Annotated in this window: 12 protein-coding genes and 2 rRNA genes; 3 read left to right on the top strand and 11 right to left on the bottom strand. The window is 63.1% G+C overall.

The annotated features are described in order from the left end of the window. Positions 1 to 9 precede the first annotated feature (9 nt). On the bottom strand, positions 10 to 1227 hold the full coding sequence (locus EV380_RS14495) for a sarcosine oxidase subunit beta family protein (protein WP_102160764.1): 1218 nt from the start codon (positions 1225 to 1227) through the stop codon (positions 10 to 12). Next, entirely contained in the window at positions 1227 to 2567 is a 1341-nt protein-coding gene (gene glyA, locus EV380_RS14490; RefSeq protein ID WP_130451712.1) for a serine hydroxymethyltransferase, read from the bottom strand. Before glyA ends, EV380_RS14495 begins: the two co-directional genes overlap by 1 nt. Positions 2568 to 2746: 179 nt before the next feature. Here glyA and EV380_RS14485 point away from each other — a divergent pair, with 179 nt between their 5' ends. Beyond that, positions 2747 to 3367, top strand: a complete 621-nt coding sequence (locus EV380_RS14485; RefSeq protein WP_102160776.1) for a GntR family transcriptional regulator — start codon at positions 2747 to 2749, stop codon at positions 3365 to 3367. 75 nt (positions 3368 to 3442) lie between these two features. On the opposite strand, the gene EV380_RS14480 is transcribed toward EV380_RS14485, so the two are convergent. The 5 genes from EV380_RS14480 to lysS form a co-directional block, all read right to left on the bottom strand. Further along, positions 3443 to 3622: a hypothetical protein gene (locus EV380_RS14480; protein ID WP_102160770.1), complete on the bottom strand. Its 180-nt coding sequence runs from the start codon at positions 3620 to 3622 to the stop codon at positions 3443 to 3445. Between the two features lie 126 nt (positions 3623 to 3748). Continuing rightward, on the bottom strand, positions 3749 to 4255 hold the full coding sequence (locus EV380_RS14475) for an amino-acid N-acetyltransferase (RefSeq protein ID WP_102160772.1): 507 nt from the start codon (positions 4253 to 4255) through the stop codon (positions 3749 to 3751). A 181-nt stretch (positions 4256 to 4436) separates the two neighbouring features. Continuing rightward, on the bottom strand, positions 4437 to 6998 hold the full coding sequence (locus EV380_RS14470; protein ID WP_102161010.1) for an ATP-dependent Clp protease ATP-binding subunit: 2562 nt from the start codon (positions 6996 to 6998) through the stop codon (positions 4437 to 4439). 162 nt (positions 6999 to 7160) lie between these two features. Next, positions 7161 to 7478 carry a histone-like nucleoid-structuring protein Lsr2 gene (locus EV380_RS14465; RefSeq protein WP_130451711.1) on the bottom strand — a complete coding sequence of 106 codons (318 nt, stop codon included), beginning with the start codon at positions 7476 to 7478 and terminating at the stop codon, positions 7161 to 7163. A gap of 284 nt (positions 7479 to 7762) precedes the next feature. Continuing rightward, positions 7763 to 9352 (bottom strand): lysine--tRNA ligase, encoded by a 1590-nt coding sequence (gene lysS, locus EV380_RS14455; protein WP_102161017.1) that lies wholly within the window; start codon positions 9350 to 9352, stop codon positions 7763 to 7765. On the opposite strand from lysS, the gene EV380_RS14450 reads away from it, so the two are divergent. Continuing rightward, the gene (locus tag EV380_RS14450; protein ID WP_242607644.1) at positions 9246 to 10301 is read left to right on the top strand and encodes an alpha/beta fold hydrolase; all 1056 of its coding nucleotides are present in this window, start codon (positions 9246 to 9248) and stop codon (positions 10299 to 10301) included. The genes lysS and EV380_RS14450 overlap by 107 nt on opposite strands. 122 nt (positions 10302 to 10423) lie before the next feature. Here the strand turns inward: EV380_RS14450 and EV380_RS14445 are convergent, their stop codons facing one another. Both EV380_RS14445 and EV380_RS14440 read right to left on the bottom strand, forming a co-directional pair. Next, positions 10424 to 10615, bottom strand: a complete 192-nt coding sequence (locus EV380_RS14445; protein WP_130451709.1) for a hypothetical protein — start codon at positions 10613 to 10615, stop codon at positions 10424 to 10426. 72 nt (positions 10616 to 10687) lie between these two features. Beyond that, positions 10688 to 12676, bottom strand: coding sequence for a M13 family metallopeptidase (locus EV380_RS14440; protein WP_130451708.1), 1989 nt, complete (start codon positions 12674 to 12676; stop codon positions 10688 to 10690). Positions 12677 to 12954: 278 nt separating this feature from the next. Between EV380_RS14440 and EV380_RS14435 the strand changes: the two genes are divergently transcribed. Further along, entirely contained in the window at positions 12955 to 13152 is a 198-nt protein-coding gene (locus EV380_RS14435) for a hypothetical protein (RefSeq protein ID WP_130451707.1), read from the top strand. An 80-nt stretch (positions 13153 to 13232) separates the two neighbouring features. On the opposite strand, the gene rrf is transcribed toward EV380_RS14435, so the two are convergent. Further along, positions 13233 to 13349 (bottom strand): 5S ribosomal RNA (rrf, locus tag EV380_RS14430). A gap of 221 nt (positions 13350 to 13570) precedes the next feature. After that, positions 13571 to 16702: ribosomal RNA gene (locus EV380_RS14425) — 23S ribosomal RNA — on the bottom strand. Between the last annotated feature and the right edge of the window lie 217 nt (positions 16703 to 16919).

Raw genomic sequence — 16919 nt, 5'->3', positions numbered from 1 at the left:
CGTTCCTTCCTAGTGCGCGACGGCGGCGGCGCCGTGCTCGTCGATGAGGTGTCCGGTTTCGAAGCGCTCCAGCGCGAAAGCCGCGTTGAGCTCGTGTGGCGCGTCGTTCGCGATGGTGTGCGCGAACGTGTACCCGGCACCCGGAGTGCCCTTGAAGCCGCCCGTGCCCCAACCGCAGTTGACGTACAGCCCGTCGATCTCGGTCTTGGAGACGATCGGTGAGGCGTCGAACGTCGTGTCGACGATGCCGCCCCACGTGCGCAGCAGGTGCGCCCGGGCGAAGATCGGGAAGAGTTCGACGGCAGCGGCCATCTGCTCCTCGATGACGTGGAACGCGCCGCGCTGGCCGTAGCCGTTGTAGCTGTCGACGCCGGCCCCCATGACGAGTTCGCCCTTGTGGGCCTGCGACACGTAGACGTGCACGTGGTTCGACATCACCACGGTCGGGTGCACCGGCTCGAAGAGCTCGGAGACCAGGGCCTGCAGCGGGTGCGACTGGATCGGCAGGCGGATGCCGGCCATCTCGGCCAGCACCGACGAGTGGCCTGCCGCGCAGAGGCCGACCTTGCCCGCGTTGATGCGGCCGCGGTTGGTCTCGACGCCGACGACGCGGTCGCCGTCCTTGATGAAGCCCGTGACTTCGCAGTTCTGGATAATGTCCACGCCCATCTCGTCGCACTTGCGCGCGAACGCCCAGGCCACGTGGTCGTGCTTGGCGATGCCGCCGCGGGGCTGGTAGGTGGCGCCCATGATCGGGTAGCGGATGTCGTCCGAGATGTTGATGATGGGGCACAGCTCTTTGACCTCGGCCGGGCTCACCCACTCGGCGTCGACGCCGTTGAGGCGGTTCGCGTTGACCCGGCGCTGGGACTCGCGCACGTCCTGGAGCGTGTGGGCCAGGTTGAGGACGCCGCGCTGGGAGAAGAGGAAGTCGTACTCGAGCTCCTCCGGCAGACCTTCCCACAACTTGAGCGAGTGCTCGTACATCCCCGCCGACTCGTCCCACAGGTAGTTGGAACGGATGACGGTGGTGTTGCGGGCCATGTTCCCGCCGGCGAGCCAGCCGCGTTCGAGCACGGCGATGTTCGTCATCCCGTGGTTCTTCGCGAGGTAGTAGGCGGTGGCCAGGCCGTGCCCGCCGCCGCCGACGATCACGGCGTCGTAGCTGGACTTCGGATCCGGGTTGCGCCACAGGAAATCCGGGTGCTCCGGCAGCAGATCAGCCATCAGAGGGCTCCGATCGGTGCGAGGTTCGGGTAGAGGGGGAAGGCCGCCGCGAGCGACTCGACGCGGGCACGCAGGGCGTCGAGCACGTCGTCGGATGCGCCGTCGTCGTCCTTGGACGCCGCGATGAGCGCCTCGGCGATGATGTCGGCGACCTCGGTGAAGGCCACCGCGTCGAATCCGCGGGTCGCGAGCGCCGAGGTGCCGATCCGCAGGCCCGAGGTCACCATGGGCGGGCGCGGGTCGTTCGGGACGGCGTTGCGGTTGATCGTGATGTCGATCTTCGCGAGCAGATCCTCACCCTGGCGCCCGTCGAGGACCGACTGGCTGAGGTCGACGAGGACCAGGTGCACGTCGGTTCCGCCGGAGACCACCTTGATGTCGCGCTCGGCGACGTCGGGCTGCGACAGGCGCTCGGCGAGGATCTGCGCCCCGGCGATCGTGCGCTCCTGGCGCTCCTTGAACTCGGGCGTGGCCGCGATCTTGAAGGCGACGGCCTTGCCGGCGATGACGTGCTCGAGCGGCCCGCCCTGCTGCCCCGGGAAGACGGCGGAGTTGATCTTCTTCGCGAGGTCGGCGTCGTTGGTCAGGATGATGCCGCCGCGGGGACCTGCCAGCGTCTTGTGCGTCGTCGAGGTCGTGACGTGGGCGTGCGGCACGGGCGAGGGGTGCAGGCCGGCCGCGACGAGACCGGCGAAGTGGGCCATGTCCACCATGAGGTAGGCGCCGACCAGATCGGCGATGCGGCGGAACTCGGCGAAGTCCAGCTGTCGCGGGTAAGCGGACCAGCCGCCGATGATGAGCTTCGGCCGGTGCTCAAGGGCCAGCCGCTCCAGCTCCTCGAAGTCGACGCGCTGGGTCGCCGGGTCGACGCCGTAGGCGGCCACGTTGTAGAGCTTGCCGGAGAAGTTGATCTTCATGCCGTGCGTGAGGTGCCCGCCGTGCGCCAGGTTCAGGCCGAGGATGGTGTCGCCCGGCTGGATCAGAGCGTGCATGACAGCAGCGTTGGCCTGCGCACCGGAGTGCGGCTGGACGTTCGCGTACTCCGAGCCGAACAGGGCTTTGAGGCGGTCGATGGCCAGCTGCTCGATGACGTCGACGTGCTCGCAGCCACCGTAGTAGCGGCGGCCCGGGTAGCCCTCCGCGTACTTGTTGGTCAGCACCGAGCCCTGCGCCTGCATGACGGCTGCGGCGGTGTAGTTCTCCGAGGCGATCATCTCGAGACCGTCCCGCTGGCGTGCCAACTCGGCATCGATCCGTTCGGCGATCTCGGGATCGAACTCGGCCAGGGACGCGGTCAGCTCCACCGGGACTCCAAGCTTCTGCTCAACTGTCTGCGTCATGCGTGCCTCCTCATAGATCCATAATCGACTACTGATATATCAGTGTTGAGACAATAGTATGATGGTAATCGCAGCGCCGTCAACGGGTTGGACAGAACTAGTTCCACCCCCGGCGGCGGAGACCACCAGGAGGTAATCCAGTGAGCATCGCCCCCGAGACCACCACTCCGCAGGAGTCCATGGCAGAGCGTGCCTACAGGTCTCTGCGCGACCGCCTCATCATGTTGGAGATCGCCCCCGGGGACCCGATCAACGAGGGCGAGATCGCGGCCGACCTCGGCTTCGGGCGAACGCCGATCCGGGAGGCGCTCAAACGCCTCGAGACGGACCACCTCGTCATCTCCTACCCGCGGCGCGGAACGTTCGCGACGATCGTCGACATCGGCGATCTGGCCTCCATCTCTGAGATGCGCCGCCTCCTGGAACCGTTGGCGGCACGCAAGGCCGCGCTCAACACCCGGAATATCGACCGTGCGGCCTTCGAGCAGACGGCGCAGGCGATCGCCCGCTTCAGCCCCTCCGACGGGCGGGAGCTGCTCCTGGAGTACGACCTGTTGGTCCACCGGCTCATCTATCAGTCGACGGGGAACCCGCACCTCGAGGAAACCTTGATCCGGCTCGACAACCTCGCCACCAGGATCTGGTGCCTGGTCCTGGGGCGCCTGCCGGAGATCACCGAGAACATCCGGGAGCACGTCGATTTGCTCGAGGCGATCCTGGACGGCCGCCCGGACGACGCGGAACGATTGACCAGCCAGCACATCCAGCACTTCGAAGCAACCATCCGCGCGGCACTGTAGCGCCGACCTGCGGACATGAAGAAGACCCCCACCTCATGGTGGGGGCCTTCTCCGCTCGCAGTCCGGGGCTGGTTCCTACTTCAGGAATTCCTGGCCCCTGTCAACGGCGTCGTTGACCTTCTCGGAGTGCTTGCCCAGCTTGTCGCCGTGCTCCTCCTGCAGGTTGTCAACGGTTTCGTTGATCTGGTCGCCGTGCTCTTCCTTCAGCTTGTTGACCTTGTCTCCCAGACCGCCCAGCGAATCTCCCAAACCCATACTGACCACCTCTTCTCTGCTCGAAGTCTTCTCGCTTGCCGGGCCGTCGGGGTCCGGCGAGACCACCATAGGCACGCCGCCCGGGACCCGTCTAGAGTTCCTGAATGGAATCTTGAGGATCGCCGATCAGAACGTGGCGATCATCCGGGTGTTGCCCAGAGTGTTCTGCTTGACCCTGGCGAGATCGAGGAACTCGGCCACGCCGTCGTCGTTCGACCGCAGCAGCTCCATGTAGACCTCCGGGTCGACAGTGCCCTGGTCCTCCATCACCTCGAACCCGTTGCGGACGAAGAAGTCCACCTCGAAGGTCAGGCAGAAGACGCGCTTGACGCCCAGCTCGCGCGCATTGCTCATGAGCCGCTCGAGCAACGCCTGGCCGACTCCCCTGCCCCGCCAGTCGGCGCTCGTCGCCAGCGTGCGCACCTCGGCGATGTCCTCCCACATGACGTGCACGGCGCCGCAGCCGATGACCTTGCCGTCGACATCGACGGCAACGACGAACTCCTGCAGCGACTCGAAGTAGGCAACAGCCTCCTTCTCGAGCAGGATCCGCTCATCCGCGAGCGGCCGGACGAGGGATCGGATCCCGGCGACGTCGCTCGTGCGGGCCGGGCGAACGGAAAATGTACTCATGACCTCATCCTAGATGCGCCGGGTGGCTGGGACCGGCCCGATGACGGGCCGGCGTTCCACATGAAACCCCCGGCGGGTTGGTTTCGTGCGTTACTTCCGATTCGTCGCACGTACGACGACGGCGCCCGCCGAGTCCATGGACTCGGCGGGCGCCGTCTCGCTAGCCGTTCAGCGTGTGCGCTCAGGAGGCCTGATCGGCCTCCGCCGGATCGGCCGCGGCGGCGGACTCGATCGCGGCCGGGACAGGCTCGCCCTCGATTTCAGCCGGGGTATCGATGCCGGTGAAGGTGAACTTCGCGGAGTCCCCCTCGCCCTCGACGTCGACCTTGACGGTCTGCCCGGAGACGATCTCGCCGAAGAGGATCTTTTCGGAGAGCTGGTCCTCGATGTCGCGCTGGATCGTGCGGCGCAGCGGTCGGGCACCCATAGAAGAGTCGTAACCCCGGGTCGCGAGCAGAGCCTTCGCGGCCGTGCTGAGGTCGACGTGCATGCCCTTCTCGACCATGCGCTTCTCGAGGCGGTTCACGAACAGATCGACGATCTCGACGATCTCCTTCTCGGTCAGCTGCGGGAACACGACCACGTCGTCGACGCGGTTCAGGAACTCGGGACGGAAGTGCTGGCGCAGTTCCTCCTGGACCTTCGCCTGCATCCGGTCGTAGCCGGTGGCGGTGTCACTCGAGGACTGGAAGCCCGTCATGACGCCCTTGGAGATGTCCCGCGTGCCGAGGTTCGTGGTCATGATGATCACGGTGTTCTTGAAGTCGACGACGCGTCCCTGCGAGTCGGTCAGTCGACCGTCCTCGAGGATCTGCAGCAGCGAGTTGAACAGATCGGAGTGCGCCTTCTCGACCTCGTCGAACAGGACCACGGAGAACGGGCGACGACGGACCTTCTCGGTGAGCTGCCCGCCCTCCTCGTAGCCGACGTACCCGGGAGGCGCACCGAACAGGCGGGAGACCGTGTGCTTCTCCTGGTACTCGGACATGTCGAGGGTGATCAACGCGTCCTCCTCGCCGAAGAGGAACTCGGCGAGAGCCTTGGCCAGCTCGGTCTTGCCGACGCCGGTCGGGCCCGCGAAGATGAACGATCCCGTGGGACGGTTCGGGTCCTTCAGTCCGGCACGGGTGCGGCGAATCGCACGCGAGATGGCCTTGATCGCCTGATTCTGGCCGATGACCCGCTTGTGCAGCGCGTCCTCCATGTTGAGCAGCCGCGTGGACTCCTCCTCGGTGAGCTTGACGACGGGGATACCGGTCGAGTTCGCCAGCACCTCGGCGATGAGCTCCTCGTTGACCTCGGCGATGGAATCCATGTCGCCGTTCTTCCAGGACTTCTCCTTCTCGTTGCGCGCATCCTGGAGCTTCTGCTCCTTGTCGCGCAGCGAGGCGGCACCTTCGAAGTCCTGCGAGTCGATCGCGGCTTCCTTCTCGCGACGGACGTTCGCGATCTCCTCGTCCATCTCCTTGAGCTCGGGCGGTGCGGTCATGCGCTGGATGCGCAGGCGTGCACCGGCCTCGTCGATCAGGTCGATGGCCTTGTCCGGCAGGAAGCGGTCGGAGATGTAGCGGTGCGCGAGCGACGCGGCCGCAGCCAACGCGTCATCCGTGATGGACACGCGGTGGTGGGCCTCGTAACGGTCACGCAGGCCCCGCAGAATCTGCGTCGTGTGCTCGACGGACGGTTCGCCAACCTGGATCGGCTGGAAACGGCGCTCGAGGGCGGCGTCCTTCTCGATGTGCTTGCGGTACTCGTCGAGCGTCGTCGCGCCGATCGTCTGCAATTCGCCGCGGGCCAGCATCGGCTTCAGAATGCTGGCGGCGTCGATCGCGCCCTCGGCGGCGCCCGCGCCGACGAGGGTGTGGATCTCGTCGATGAACAGGATGATGTCGCCGCGGGTGCGGATCTCCTTGAGGACCTTCTTCAGCCGCTCCTCGAAGTCGCCGCGGTAGCGGGAGCCGGCCACGAGGGACCCGAGGTCGAGAGTGTAGAGCTGCTTGTCCTTGATCGTCTCCGGGACGTCGCCGCGCACGATCGACTGCGCGAGGCCCTCGACGACGGCGGTCTTGCCGACGCCGGGCTCGCCGATGAGCACGGGGTTGTTCTTGGTGCGGCGGGAGAGGACCTGCATGACGCGTTCCATCTCGTGCTCTCGCCCGATGACGGGGTCGAGCTTGCCCTCGCGGGCCGCTGCGGTCAGGTTGCGTCCGAACTGATCCAGCACGGCCGAGCCGGCCGGCGTGCCCTCCTGCTGGCCGCCGGAGCTGACGCCGGCGCCGGCGGTCTCCTTGCCGCCGCTGCCGCCCTGGTATCCGGAGAGCAGCTGGATGACCTGCTGGCGCACGCGGTTCAGGTCGGCACCCAGCTTGACGAGCACCTGCGCTGCCACGCCCTCGCCCTCGCGGATGAGGCCGAGCAGGATGTGCTCGGTGCCGATGTAGTTGTGACCGAGCTGCAGCGCCTCGCGCAGGGACAGCTCGAGCACCTTCTTGGCGCGCGGCGTGAAGGGGATGTGACCGGAGGGCGCCTGCTGGCCCTGGCCGATGATCTCCTGGACCTGCTCGCGCACGGCCCCGAGGGAAATGCTCAGGGACTCGAGGGCCTTGGCGGCGACGCCTTCACCCTCGTGAATGAGGCCGAGCAAGATGTGCTCGGTCCCGATGTAATTGTGGTTGAGCATGCGCGCCTCTTCTTGGGCGAGCACAACAACCCGACGGGCTCGGTCTGTGAATCTCTCGAACATGGCGGCACACTCCTAGCTGATGCGTAGCGTCCTTCGATGCTACGCACCGCGAGCCCGGCTGTGGTCAATGTTCGCCGTAGGGATAACCCCGACAAAAACGTACGACGCCGGCACCCGGGTGGGTGCCGACGTCGTACGCTCTGCCTGGGCGCCTCGCACGCCTTAGTGGGCGGCGCGATAGGCCTCGATGATGCTGCCGTGGATGCGTCCGCGGGAGCTCACGTTGTAACCGTTCTTCTGCGCCCATTCGCGAATCGCGGCGGTGTCGTTCTTACCGGAACGAGAAGGGGCCTTGGACTTGGTCCCCGAAGACCGGCGGCCGGCCTCGATGTATTTAGCGAGGCTGTCGCGCAGCTCCTGCGCATTCGCTTCGCTCAGATCGATTTCGTACTCGGTTCCATCGATCGAGAAGCTCACGCTTTCCGATGCGCTGGTTCCGTCAAGGTCGTCAACAAGGGTTACTTCTACTTTGCGTGCCATGTCTCAAATCATAAACGCACTTCAGCGAAAATTGCTACTGAAAACACACCTTCATTCAGGCAATCATGAGATTTGCGACGCACGCCTATTTATTCACTCACTGGATTCATTGGATGAATCACGTGCTGTGGGCGCGCTGGGCGAATCCTGTGCATGACTCCGCCGCTCAACTTCGGCCTCAGCCAATCGTTCATTCCTGTCCACCCGAAAGAGGGCTCGGATGACGAACCAAAAGATCAGTGCGACGACAATCGTCGGGGCTAGAACCTGTACGTATTCCATGATCAAGCCTCCGGCTTGAGAAGCGGGTAGAGGATCGATTCTCGGATTCCGACGTCCGTGAAGAGCATGACCAACCGGTCGATGCCCAGCCCGATGCCGCCCATCGGCGGAGCGCCGTACTCGAGGGCGCGCAGGAAGTCCTCGTCGAGCTGCATGGCTTCATCGTCACCGCCTGCTGCGAGTTTCGATTGCTCGGTCAGACGCTCGCGCTGGATCACCGGGTCGATGAGTTCGGAGAAGGCGGTGCCCCTCTCCATGCCGCCGATGATCAGGTCCCATGCCTCGATGACACCCGGCTCACTGCGGTGCGGGCGCGCCAGAGGCTGCGCCGCCGGCGGGTAGTCGTAGACGAAAGTCGGATTGATGAGCGTCGGTTCCACGATCTCGCCGAAAAGCTCGATCACGAGCTTCTGCGCGTCCCACTTCGGGTCGAACTTCACCTCGTGCTTCTCGGCGACGCCCCGCAGCACGTCGACCTCCGTCTCGGGCGTGATGTCGACGCCGACCGCCGCGGACAGCCCCGGATACACGCTGAGCCACGCCCACTCGCCACCGAGATCGATCGTGCCCTTGGACGTCTCCAGTACCCGGCCCGCCCCCGCCGCGTCTGCGGCGTTGAGGATGATCTCCTGCATGCGCTCGGCCATGACGAACTGGTCGGCGTATGCCTCGTAGGACTCGAGGGTCGTGAATTCGGGCGAGTGCGTCGAATCGACACCCTCGTTGCGGAAAATCCGACCGATTTCGAAGACGCGGGGAACTCCGCCGACCACCGTGCGCTTGAGGTAGAGCTCGGTCGCAATGCGCAGGGTCATGCCCTGATCGAACGCGTTGAGGTGGGTTTGGAACGGGCGGGCGCTCGCACCGCCGTGCACGAGCTGCAGCATCGGGGTTTCGACCTCGACGTAGCCGTGCCCATGCAGGGTCGCGCGCACGGACCGGGTGATGGCGTCGCGGCGGTAGACCATCTCGCGGGCCTCGTCGCGGACCATGAGGTCGGCGTAGCGCTGTCTGGTGCGCGTCTCATCATTCAGGTCGGCGTGCAGGACCGGCATCGGGCGAATCGCCTTCGACGCCATCGTCCACTCGGTCACCATGATGGAGAGCTCGCCCCGGCGCGACGAAATGACCCGACCGCTCACGGCCACGTGGTCACCCAGGTCCGTCAACTTCTTCCAGTCTGCCAACGACTCTTCACCGACGTTCGCGAGGGAGATCATGGCCTGAAGGCGGACGGCTCGACCATCCGGTCCCGACTCCTGGAGCGTCGCGAAGCACAGCTTGCCGGTGTTTCGAGCGAAGACGACGCGGCCTGCGACGGTGACGACGTCGTCCGTTTCCTCACCGGCCTCGAGGTGCTCGTAGGCGTCGCGGACCTGCAGGAGCGAGTGCGTGAGATTGACGCCGACGGGGTAGGCCTCGCGCCCGGACTCCAGCAGTTCCGCGCGCTTCTCCAGGCGCACCTGGCGCAGATCGTGCGTGTCGATGGCTGGGTTCTGTCCGGAGGAATTTTTATCTGAAGTCACGGTCGCCCATTCTACCGTGGCACGCAATTCGAAGTGGACGCGCAGCCGATACGCTTGGCTCAACATGAAATCGTTGCGAATTCCCTTCTCACGCAGCTTTGCGAGCGCGGCCCGCGAGAGCCTTGTCGCCGCACCCGACGGCGGCACGCTGGGCCTGGCCTCCTACGGGGCAGCCGATGCCCCGGGAGACCGGCGTCTCCTCGTCGTCGGGGGAGCCTTCCTCACCGCACTCATCTACCGCCCGTTCGCTCTGGCGCTGAGCCGTGAGTTGGGCAAGGACTGGGCCGTCGACGTCTACGACCGGCGCGGGCGCGGCAACTCCAGCGAACAGCCGGCGGATTACTCCCTCGATACCGAGATCGCTGATGTGCAATTGATGCTGCGACACACCGGTTCCCGAAATCTTTTCGGCCATTCCCTGGGCGGTTCGGTCGTCTTGAATGCGGTCCAGGCCTTTCAGGGAAACGACGCCACCGACCGCCGTTTTGCAGACCCGAGGATCGTCCCCGATCGGCTGGCTGTCTACGACCCAGCAATCAATATCGAAGGTGAAATGAATGCATCCTGGATGCGGGAATTCGTCGCCGAAGCCAATCGGGGCCGGACGGGTAGGGCATTGAGCATCATGCACCGGGGAATGCGCACTTCGCCGACCCTCTCCCGTGTTCCGGCCCCTCTTCTCGCCGCACTCTTGGGAATCGCAACCAACACCCGCTGGGGACAGATGACCCGGACCGCGATCAGCTCCGGGACCGGGGAGCTGCTCGCGGCGCTCGGAGAAGTGGAATCCGCTCAGGAATTCGCGTCGCTTCCGCCCGTGACCCAATTCATGGCAGGAGCCAAAAGTCCTGTCTACTTCCGCACCACCGCCGCGAAGCTGCATGCCGTCGTGCCCGGATCCACCTACGTCGAGTCCCCGGACGGCGTGCACGCGTCAGTCCCGGCCGCCATCGGCGAGCTCGTCGGCGACATCGCGGCCTACTTCACCGGCAACCCCAGGCACAGCGGACGGTAGTCCGGGTCAGCTGGCCCATGGTGTTGGTTCGTGCACGGCGCGACCACTTCCTCGTACCGAGTGGTGATCACGGTGAACTTCGGTCCCGGCACCGTGCCACCGATTCCATTCAGCTCTGTCATCTACTCACGGCAGGCGAATCGATCGGCGCACGCCGCGCACAGCTCTTCAAGCAGCTCGGCCGCCAACACGGCGCCGGCGGGCGTCGGAACGAGCACCGATAAGAGTGTGGACCAGTTTTTGACCGCGGCCTCGAACGTGCGTGGAGGGTCCGACAGTGTCGCCTCCGCGTCGAGATCCTGAGCCGGCTGCATTCCAGCCTGCTGGGCCGTGGCCCCGAGCGAAATAGCGAAGGCGCTCCCGATCCGACCCTGGCCCGGTAGCGCCTACCAGATGGTGACGCGTTCGGCCGGCTCGAGCCACATGGCATCGCCCGGCTTCGTCCCGTACGCCTCGTGGAACGCGTCGAGGTTTTTGGCCACCTGATTGCAGCGGAACTCGGCCGGCGAGTGCGGGTCGGTCGCGATGCGGGTGACCATGGTCTCCGGACGTGTCAGGCTTCGCCAGCACTCGGCCCACGCAGAGAAGAAGCGCTGCACGCCGGTCAGCCCGTCGACAACCTCATCCTCCTGGAGCCCACGTTCAGCAAGATCCAACCGATAGGCCTTGTAGGCGATCCCGAGCCCGCCGAGGTCTCCGATATTCTCGCCGAGGGTCAGCCGCCCATTGACGTGGTGCCCCGGCGCCTCGGGCGGTTCGAGCGCGTCGTACTGGTCGACCAGTCGAGCCGTCAATTCATCGAAGCGCGCCCGGTCCTCCTCTGACCACCAGTTCTTGAGCTCACCCGTCCCGTCGAATTGAGAGCCCTGGTCATCGAAGCCGTGCCCGATTTCGTGGCCGATCACCGCGCCGATCGCCCCGTAGTTGCTCGCCGCATCGCGCTCGACGCCGAAGAACGGCGGGCGCAAGATCGCCGCGGGGAAACCGATTTCGTTGAGCAGGGGATGGTAGTACGCGTTGACCGTCTGCGGAAACATGAACCAAAGGTCCCGATCGACGCCGTCGTCGATCTTCTGCAATTCGCGGTCGAAGTCGAAGTCGTTGACGGCGGCCACGTTCGCGATCAGGTCGCTCCCGGCGTCGATGGACGAGTAGTCGATCCACTTGACCGGATAGCCGATCTTGGGACGGAACATGGACAGCTTCTCCAGCGCGCGCTCGCGAGTCTGCGCGCTCATCCACGGCGATGCCGCGATGGACTGCCGGTACGCCTCGATGAGGTTGCCGACGAGAAGCTCCATCCGCTCCTTGGACTCGCCGGGGAAGTGCCGTTCAACGTAGATCTGTCCGATGTCTTCACCGACTCCGCCCTCCGTAAAAGCGACGCCGCGCTTCCAGCGTTCCTTCTGCTGTTCGGCGCCCGCGAGCTTGGCGGAGTAGAACGCGAAGTGCTCAGCGACGAAATCCGAGGAGAGGTACGGGGCGAAACTGCGGATCACCTGCACTTCCGCCCAGTGCTTCCAGGCCTCCAGTGGGTATTCGGCGAGAACGGACTCTAGCCCCTCGAGATAACTGGGCTGCCACACGTCGACCTCGGCGAAGTACTTCGCCTCGATGCCGGCGCCGGCAAGCCAGCGTTCGATCGACGGGTTGAGCTTGATGAGCTCCTGCCCGGTCAGAAGGTTGTATCGTGCCTGCGCGTCCCGGCTCTTCACTCGGTCCCAGTGCTGGCGGGCGATCGCCGTCTCAAGCCGCACGACGGCGTCGGCCGCGGCCTCGCCGTCCGGAATCCGAGCGAGGGCGAAGAACCGGACGAGGTGACGGCGGTACTCGGCAAGCAGTTCGGCAAACTGCTCCTCACGGTAGTAAGACTCATCTGGCAGTCCTAGCCCCGCCTGCATGATCGTGAGCAAATTGCGGTCCGGTTGGCCGGCGTCGCTACTCGCACCGACGTTGTAGAACCCGGAGACTCCGCGACGCTGCAGTTCGCCGACGTAGGCGACAAAATCCTCGACGCTCTCCAGGGCACGGATCGCCTGGAGGTAGCCGACGATCGGCTCCAGTCCCCGAGCTTCGATCGCCTCCTCGTCCATGAAAGACGAGTACAGCGCGGCGATGCGCTGCCGGCGCTCGTCGGCCCGCCCCGCCTCGACTGCTGCCTGAGAATCCTCGATGATGGACCGAACGGCCAGTTCGGAGTCGTCGCGCAGTTTCATGAACGAGCCGTAGCTGCCGAGGTCTCCCGGGATCGAAGCCGTCGCGAGCCATCGGCCGTTGACGTGGCGGTAGAGGTCGTCTTGAGGCCGTACATCATGATCGCGGTAGTCGTCAGTCGCGATTCGCTCGTCAGCCTGAAGTTCCGGAGTGTTGGCCATGTCCAATGGTCCCTTCGTCGTACGGTCCGCCGCTGCAGTCGGCCACGTGTGATGCCCATTACGTTCTGAAACAAGGACTTTACTCCCCTTGCCGCACTCCGGCGGTGCCCGTTCTCTCCCAGCGAGAAATCGGGCCCGGCATCGTCGCGCGATAGGGCATTGTCACGCCGCTCAACCTGAGCTGACCCCCAGCTGAGAATACCGCTCCGCCCGTTGACGCCTGGCCCCGGGTGCGCCTTATGGTGGCGGAGACAGCTATTCGGCGAAGGAGATTGAGCATGGCACACGAAAAGGATGACGAGCAGGCCCCGCAGACGGGCAGTCCGTTCGGCGACAAAGAGTACGACGGCGGCCAGAAGCAGGACGTGGCTGACAACGAGGACGTCCAGCGCGGGACGACCGGTAGCCCGTTCGGCGATAACAAGTACGACGGCGGCCAGAAACAAGCAGAGCAGGACGACGACGAAAAGTCGTAGGCCGCCAGTCGTCGTATTTCCGTGTTAAATGGGTCAGGCCTCGCAACATCTCTGTTGCGAGGCCTGTCCTCTTAATGAGTGTCCGGCGGTGACCTACTCTCCCACACCCTCCCGAGTGCAGTACCATCGGCGCAGTGGGTCTTAGCTTCCGGGTTCGGTATGGGACCGGGCGTTTCCCCCACGCTATGACCGCCGTAACCCTAGCACCCACCAGTCACACACACGAAGGCATGTTGTCGGGGGAAAACCTGGGCCACGATCTTTCATCGTGGTGCCACCCACCCACCCACAAGGGGACGGGCACATGGCGGTTATTCGGTTACATCGAAACAAAAGTTGTTGTTTCGGTACCGCATAGTGGACGCGTAGCAATCATGCCACCAGAACTCCCACAATTGAAGCGTGGGTGGTGGTGTTTGTGGTGTAAGTTGTCGGCCTATTAGTACGGGTCGGCTTCACGAGTCTTTAGTCCTCGCTTCCACGTCCCGCCTATCAACCCAGTGGTCTAGCTGGGGGCCTCTCACACAAAAAGTGTATGGAAATCTCATCTCGAAGTGGGCTTCCCGCTTAGATGCTTTCAGCGGTTATCCCTTCCGAACGTAGCTAATCAGCGGTGCACCTGGCGGTACAACTGACATACCAGTGGTTCGTCCGTCCCGGTCCTCTCGTACTAAGGACAGATCTCCTCAAATTTCCTGCGCGCGCAGCGGATAGGGACCGAACTGTCTCACGACGTTCTAAACCCAGCTCGCGTACCGCTTTAATGGGCGAACAGCCCAACCCTTGGGACCGACTCCAGCCCCAGGATGCGACGAGCCGACATCGAGGTGCCAAACCATGCCGTCGATATGGACTCTTGGGCAAGATCAGCCTGTTATCCCCGAGGTACCTTTTATCCGTTGAGCGACGGCCCTTCCACGAGGTGCCGCCGGATCACTAGTCCCGACTTTCGTCCCTGCTCGAGCTGTCGCTCTCACAGTCAAGCTCCCTTGTGCACTTACACTCGACACCTGATTGCCAACCAGGCTGAGGGAACCTTTGGGCGCCTCCGTTACTCTTTAGGAGGCAACCGCCCCAGTTAAACTACCCATCAGGCACTGTCCCTGGACCAGATCATGGTCCGAAGTTAGGAATCCGGTACGGCCAGAGTGGTATTTCAACGATGACTCCACGAACACTAGCGTGCCCGCTTCACAGTCTCCCACCTATCCTACACAAGCCGCACCGAACACCAATACCAAACTATAGTAAAGGTCTCGGGGTCTTTCCGTCCTGCTGCGCGTAACGAGCATCTTTACTCGTACTGCAATTTCGCCGAGTTCATGGTTGAGACAGCGGGGAAGTCGTTACTCCATTCGTGCAGGTCGGAACTTACCCGACAAGGAATTTCGCTACCTTAGGATGGTTATAGTTACCACCGCCGTTTACTGGGGCTTAAATTCACCGCTTCACACCGAAGTGTTGACAGCTCCTCTTAACCTTCCAGCACCGGGCAGGAGTCAGTCCATATACATCGTCTTGCGACTTCGCATGGACCTGTGTTTTTAGTAAACAGTCGCTTCCCCCTGGTCTCTGCGGCCCACACCCGCTCACGCCAGCAAGTGGCGGTCACGAGGCAGGCCCCCCTTCTCCCGAAGTTACGGGGGCATTTTGCCGAGTTCCTTAACCATGATTCTCTCGATCGCCTTAGTATTCTCTACCTGATCACCTGTGTCGGTTTGGGGTACGGGCAGTTAGAACCTCGCGCCGATGCTTTTCTTGGCAGCATAGGATCACCGGATCACCCACTTACGTGGGCGCCTGTCGGGTCTCAGCCTGAATGCCTCGCGGATTTGCCTACGAGACGGCCTACACCCTTGGACCAGGACGATTCCATTGCCTGGCCCGGCTACCTTCCTGCGTCACACCTGTTAATACGCTGACTTCCCCGGTTCGGGTCCCACGTCGCCCACCAACGCCGCCCCGAAGGGCAGTCTATGGTGCTTGAGGTGGTTAGCATCACCGGTTCAGTAGGGACGGTTCTTCACTGGTACGGGAATATCAACCCGTTGTCCATCGACTACGCCTGTCGGCCTCGCCTTAGGTCCCGACTCACCCAGGGCAGATTAGCTTGACCCTGGAACCCTTGATCATTCGGCGGACGGGTTTCTCACCCGTCATTCGCTACTCATGCCTGCATTCTCACTCGTGTAGCGTCCACCACTGGTTTCCACCGCGGCTTCACTCGCTACACGACGCTCCCCTACCCATCCAGTCCACTGAACCACGAAGGCTAATGTGTATGACTGAATGATGCGACTTCGGCGGTGTACTTGAGCCCCGCTACATTATCGGCGCGGAATCACTTGACCAGTGAGCTATTACGCACTCTTTCAAGGGTGGCTGCTTCTAAGCCAACCTCCTGGTTGTCTCAGCAACTCCACATCCTTTCCCACTTAGCACACGCTTAGGGGCCTTAGTCGGCATTCTGGGCTGTTTCCCTCTCGACAATGAAGCTTATCCCCCACTGTCTCACTGCTACGCTCTCACTTGCCGGCATTCGGAGTTTGGCTGACGTCAGTAACCTGTTGGGGCCCATCGGCCATCCAGTAGCTCTACCTCCGGCAAGAAACACGTAACGCTGCACCTAAATGCATTTCGGGGAGAACCAGCTATCACGAAGTTTGATTGGCCTTTCACCCCTACCCACAGCTCATCCCCTCCATTTTCAACTGAAGTGGGTTCGGTCCTCCACGACGTCTTACCGTCGCTTCAACCTGGCCATGGGTAGATCACTTCGCTTCGGGTCTAGACCGTGCCACTCAAACGCCCTATTCAGACTCGCTTTCGCTACGGCTTCCCCACACGGGTTAACCTCGCGACACAGCACTAACTCGCAGGCTCATTCTTCAAAAGGCACGCCGTCACCAGACCGCAGTCTCGGCTCCGACGGATTGTAAGCGCATGGTTTCAGGTACTATTTCACTCCCCTCCCGGGGTACTTTTCACCATTCCCTCACGGTACTTATCCGCTATCGGTCATCGGGTAGTATTCAGGCTTACCAGGTGGTCCTGGCAGATTCACACGGGATTTCTCGGGCCCCGTGCTACTCGGGTGGCACCAAAATGGCGGCAGTACGCATTACGGCTACGGGATTTTCACCCTCTCTGATTCGGCATTCAAACCGATTCGCCTATACGTCTACACCTCACCACACCCGTCCGGCAGAACGGATACTTGATGCTCCCACAACCCCGACCATGCAACGCCCGCCGGCTATCACACATGAATCGGTTTAGCCCCATCCGCTTTCGCTCGCCACTACTCACGGAATCACTGTTGTTTTCTCTTCCTACGGGTACTGAGATGTTTCACTTCCCCGCGTTACCTCTACGCACCCTATGTGTTCAGATGCGAGTCGCACAGCATGACACTGTACGGGGTTTCCCCATTCGGAAATCCTGGTCTCAACGTCCGGTTATCGACTCCACCAGGCTTATCGCAGATTCCCACGTCCTTCTTCGGCTCCCGATGCCAAGGCATCCACCATGCGCCCTTGTAAACTTGACCACAAACAGTCAAGCAATGAGCTTTATATCTATATCAAGAAAAACCATGAAAGGTTTTTTTGAGATCAAAGAAATTGCAACACGCACCCACCCCCCGAAGGAGGAAAAATGCGTGCATACAAGATGCTCGCGTCCACTATGCAGTTCCCAAACAACAACCCCTTCACCCCCACCACACACCCACCACCAGGAAAACCCGGTAGAACCAGCATGCTTAG

Origin of the sequence: Zhihengliuella halotolerans (genome assembly GCF_004217565.1) — a bacterium.
Lineage (GTDB): Bacteria > Actinomycetota > Actinomycetes > Actinomycetales > Micrococcaceae > Zhihengliuella > Zhihengliuella halotolerans.
This window is presented reverse-complemented; position numbering and strand designations above follow the sequence as displayed.

What these genes read in the sequence shown, in the direction of transcription:
- EV380_RS14495 (WP_102160764.1), bottom strand. Translation starts at nt 1,227, where the DNA reads ATGGCTGATCTGCTGCCGGAGCACCCGGATTTCCTGTGGCGCAACCCG.
- glyA (WP_130451712.1), bottom strand. Translation starts at nt 2,567, where the DNA reads ATGACGCAGACAGTTGAGCAGAAGCTTGGAGTCCCGGTGGAGCTGACC.
- EV380_RS14465 (WP_130451711.1), bottom strand. Translation starts at nt 7,478, where the DNA reads ATGGCACGCAAAGTAGAAGTAACCCTTGTTGACGACCTTGACGGAACC.
- EV380_RS14480 (WP_102160770.1), bottom strand. Translation starts at nt 3,622, where the DNA reads ATGGGTTTGGGAGATTCGCTGGGCGGTCTGGGAGACAAGGTCAACAAG.
- EV380_RS14485 (WP_102160776.1), top strand. Translation starts at nt 2,747, where the DNA reads ATGGCAGAGCGTGCCTACAGGTCTCTGCGCGACCGCCTCATCATGTTG.
- EV380_RS14470 (WP_102161010.1), bottom strand. Translation starts at nt 6,998, where the DNA reads ATGTTCGAGAGATTCACAGACCGAGCCCGTCGGGTTGTTGTGCTCGCC.
- lysS (WP_102161017.1), bottom strand. Translation starts at nt 9,352, where the DNA reads ATGTTGAGCCAAGCGTATCGGCTGCGCGTCCACTTCGAATTGCGTGCC.
- EV380_RS14445 (WP_130451709.1), bottom strand. Translation starts at nt 10,615, where the DNA reads ATGCAGCCGGCTCAGGATCTCGACGCGGAGGCGACACTGTCGGACCCT.
- EV380_RS14435 (WP_130451707.1), top strand. Translation starts at nt 12,955, where the DNA reads ATGGCACACGAAAAGGATGACGAGCAGGCCCCGCAGACGGGCAGTCCG.
- EV380_RS14450 (WP_242607644.1), top strand. Translation starts at nt 9,246, where the DNA reads ATGGCTGGGTTCTGTCCGGAGGAATTTTTATCTGAAGTCACGGTCGCC.
- EV380_RS14475 (WP_102160772.1), bottom strand. Translation starts at nt 4,255, where the DNA reads ATGAGTACATTTTCCGTTCGCCCGGCCCGCACGAGCGACGTCGCCGGG.
- EV380_RS14440 (WP_130451708.1), bottom strand. Translation starts at nt 12,676, where the DNA reads ATGGCCAACACTCCGGAACTTCAGGCTGACGAGCGAATCGCGACTGAC.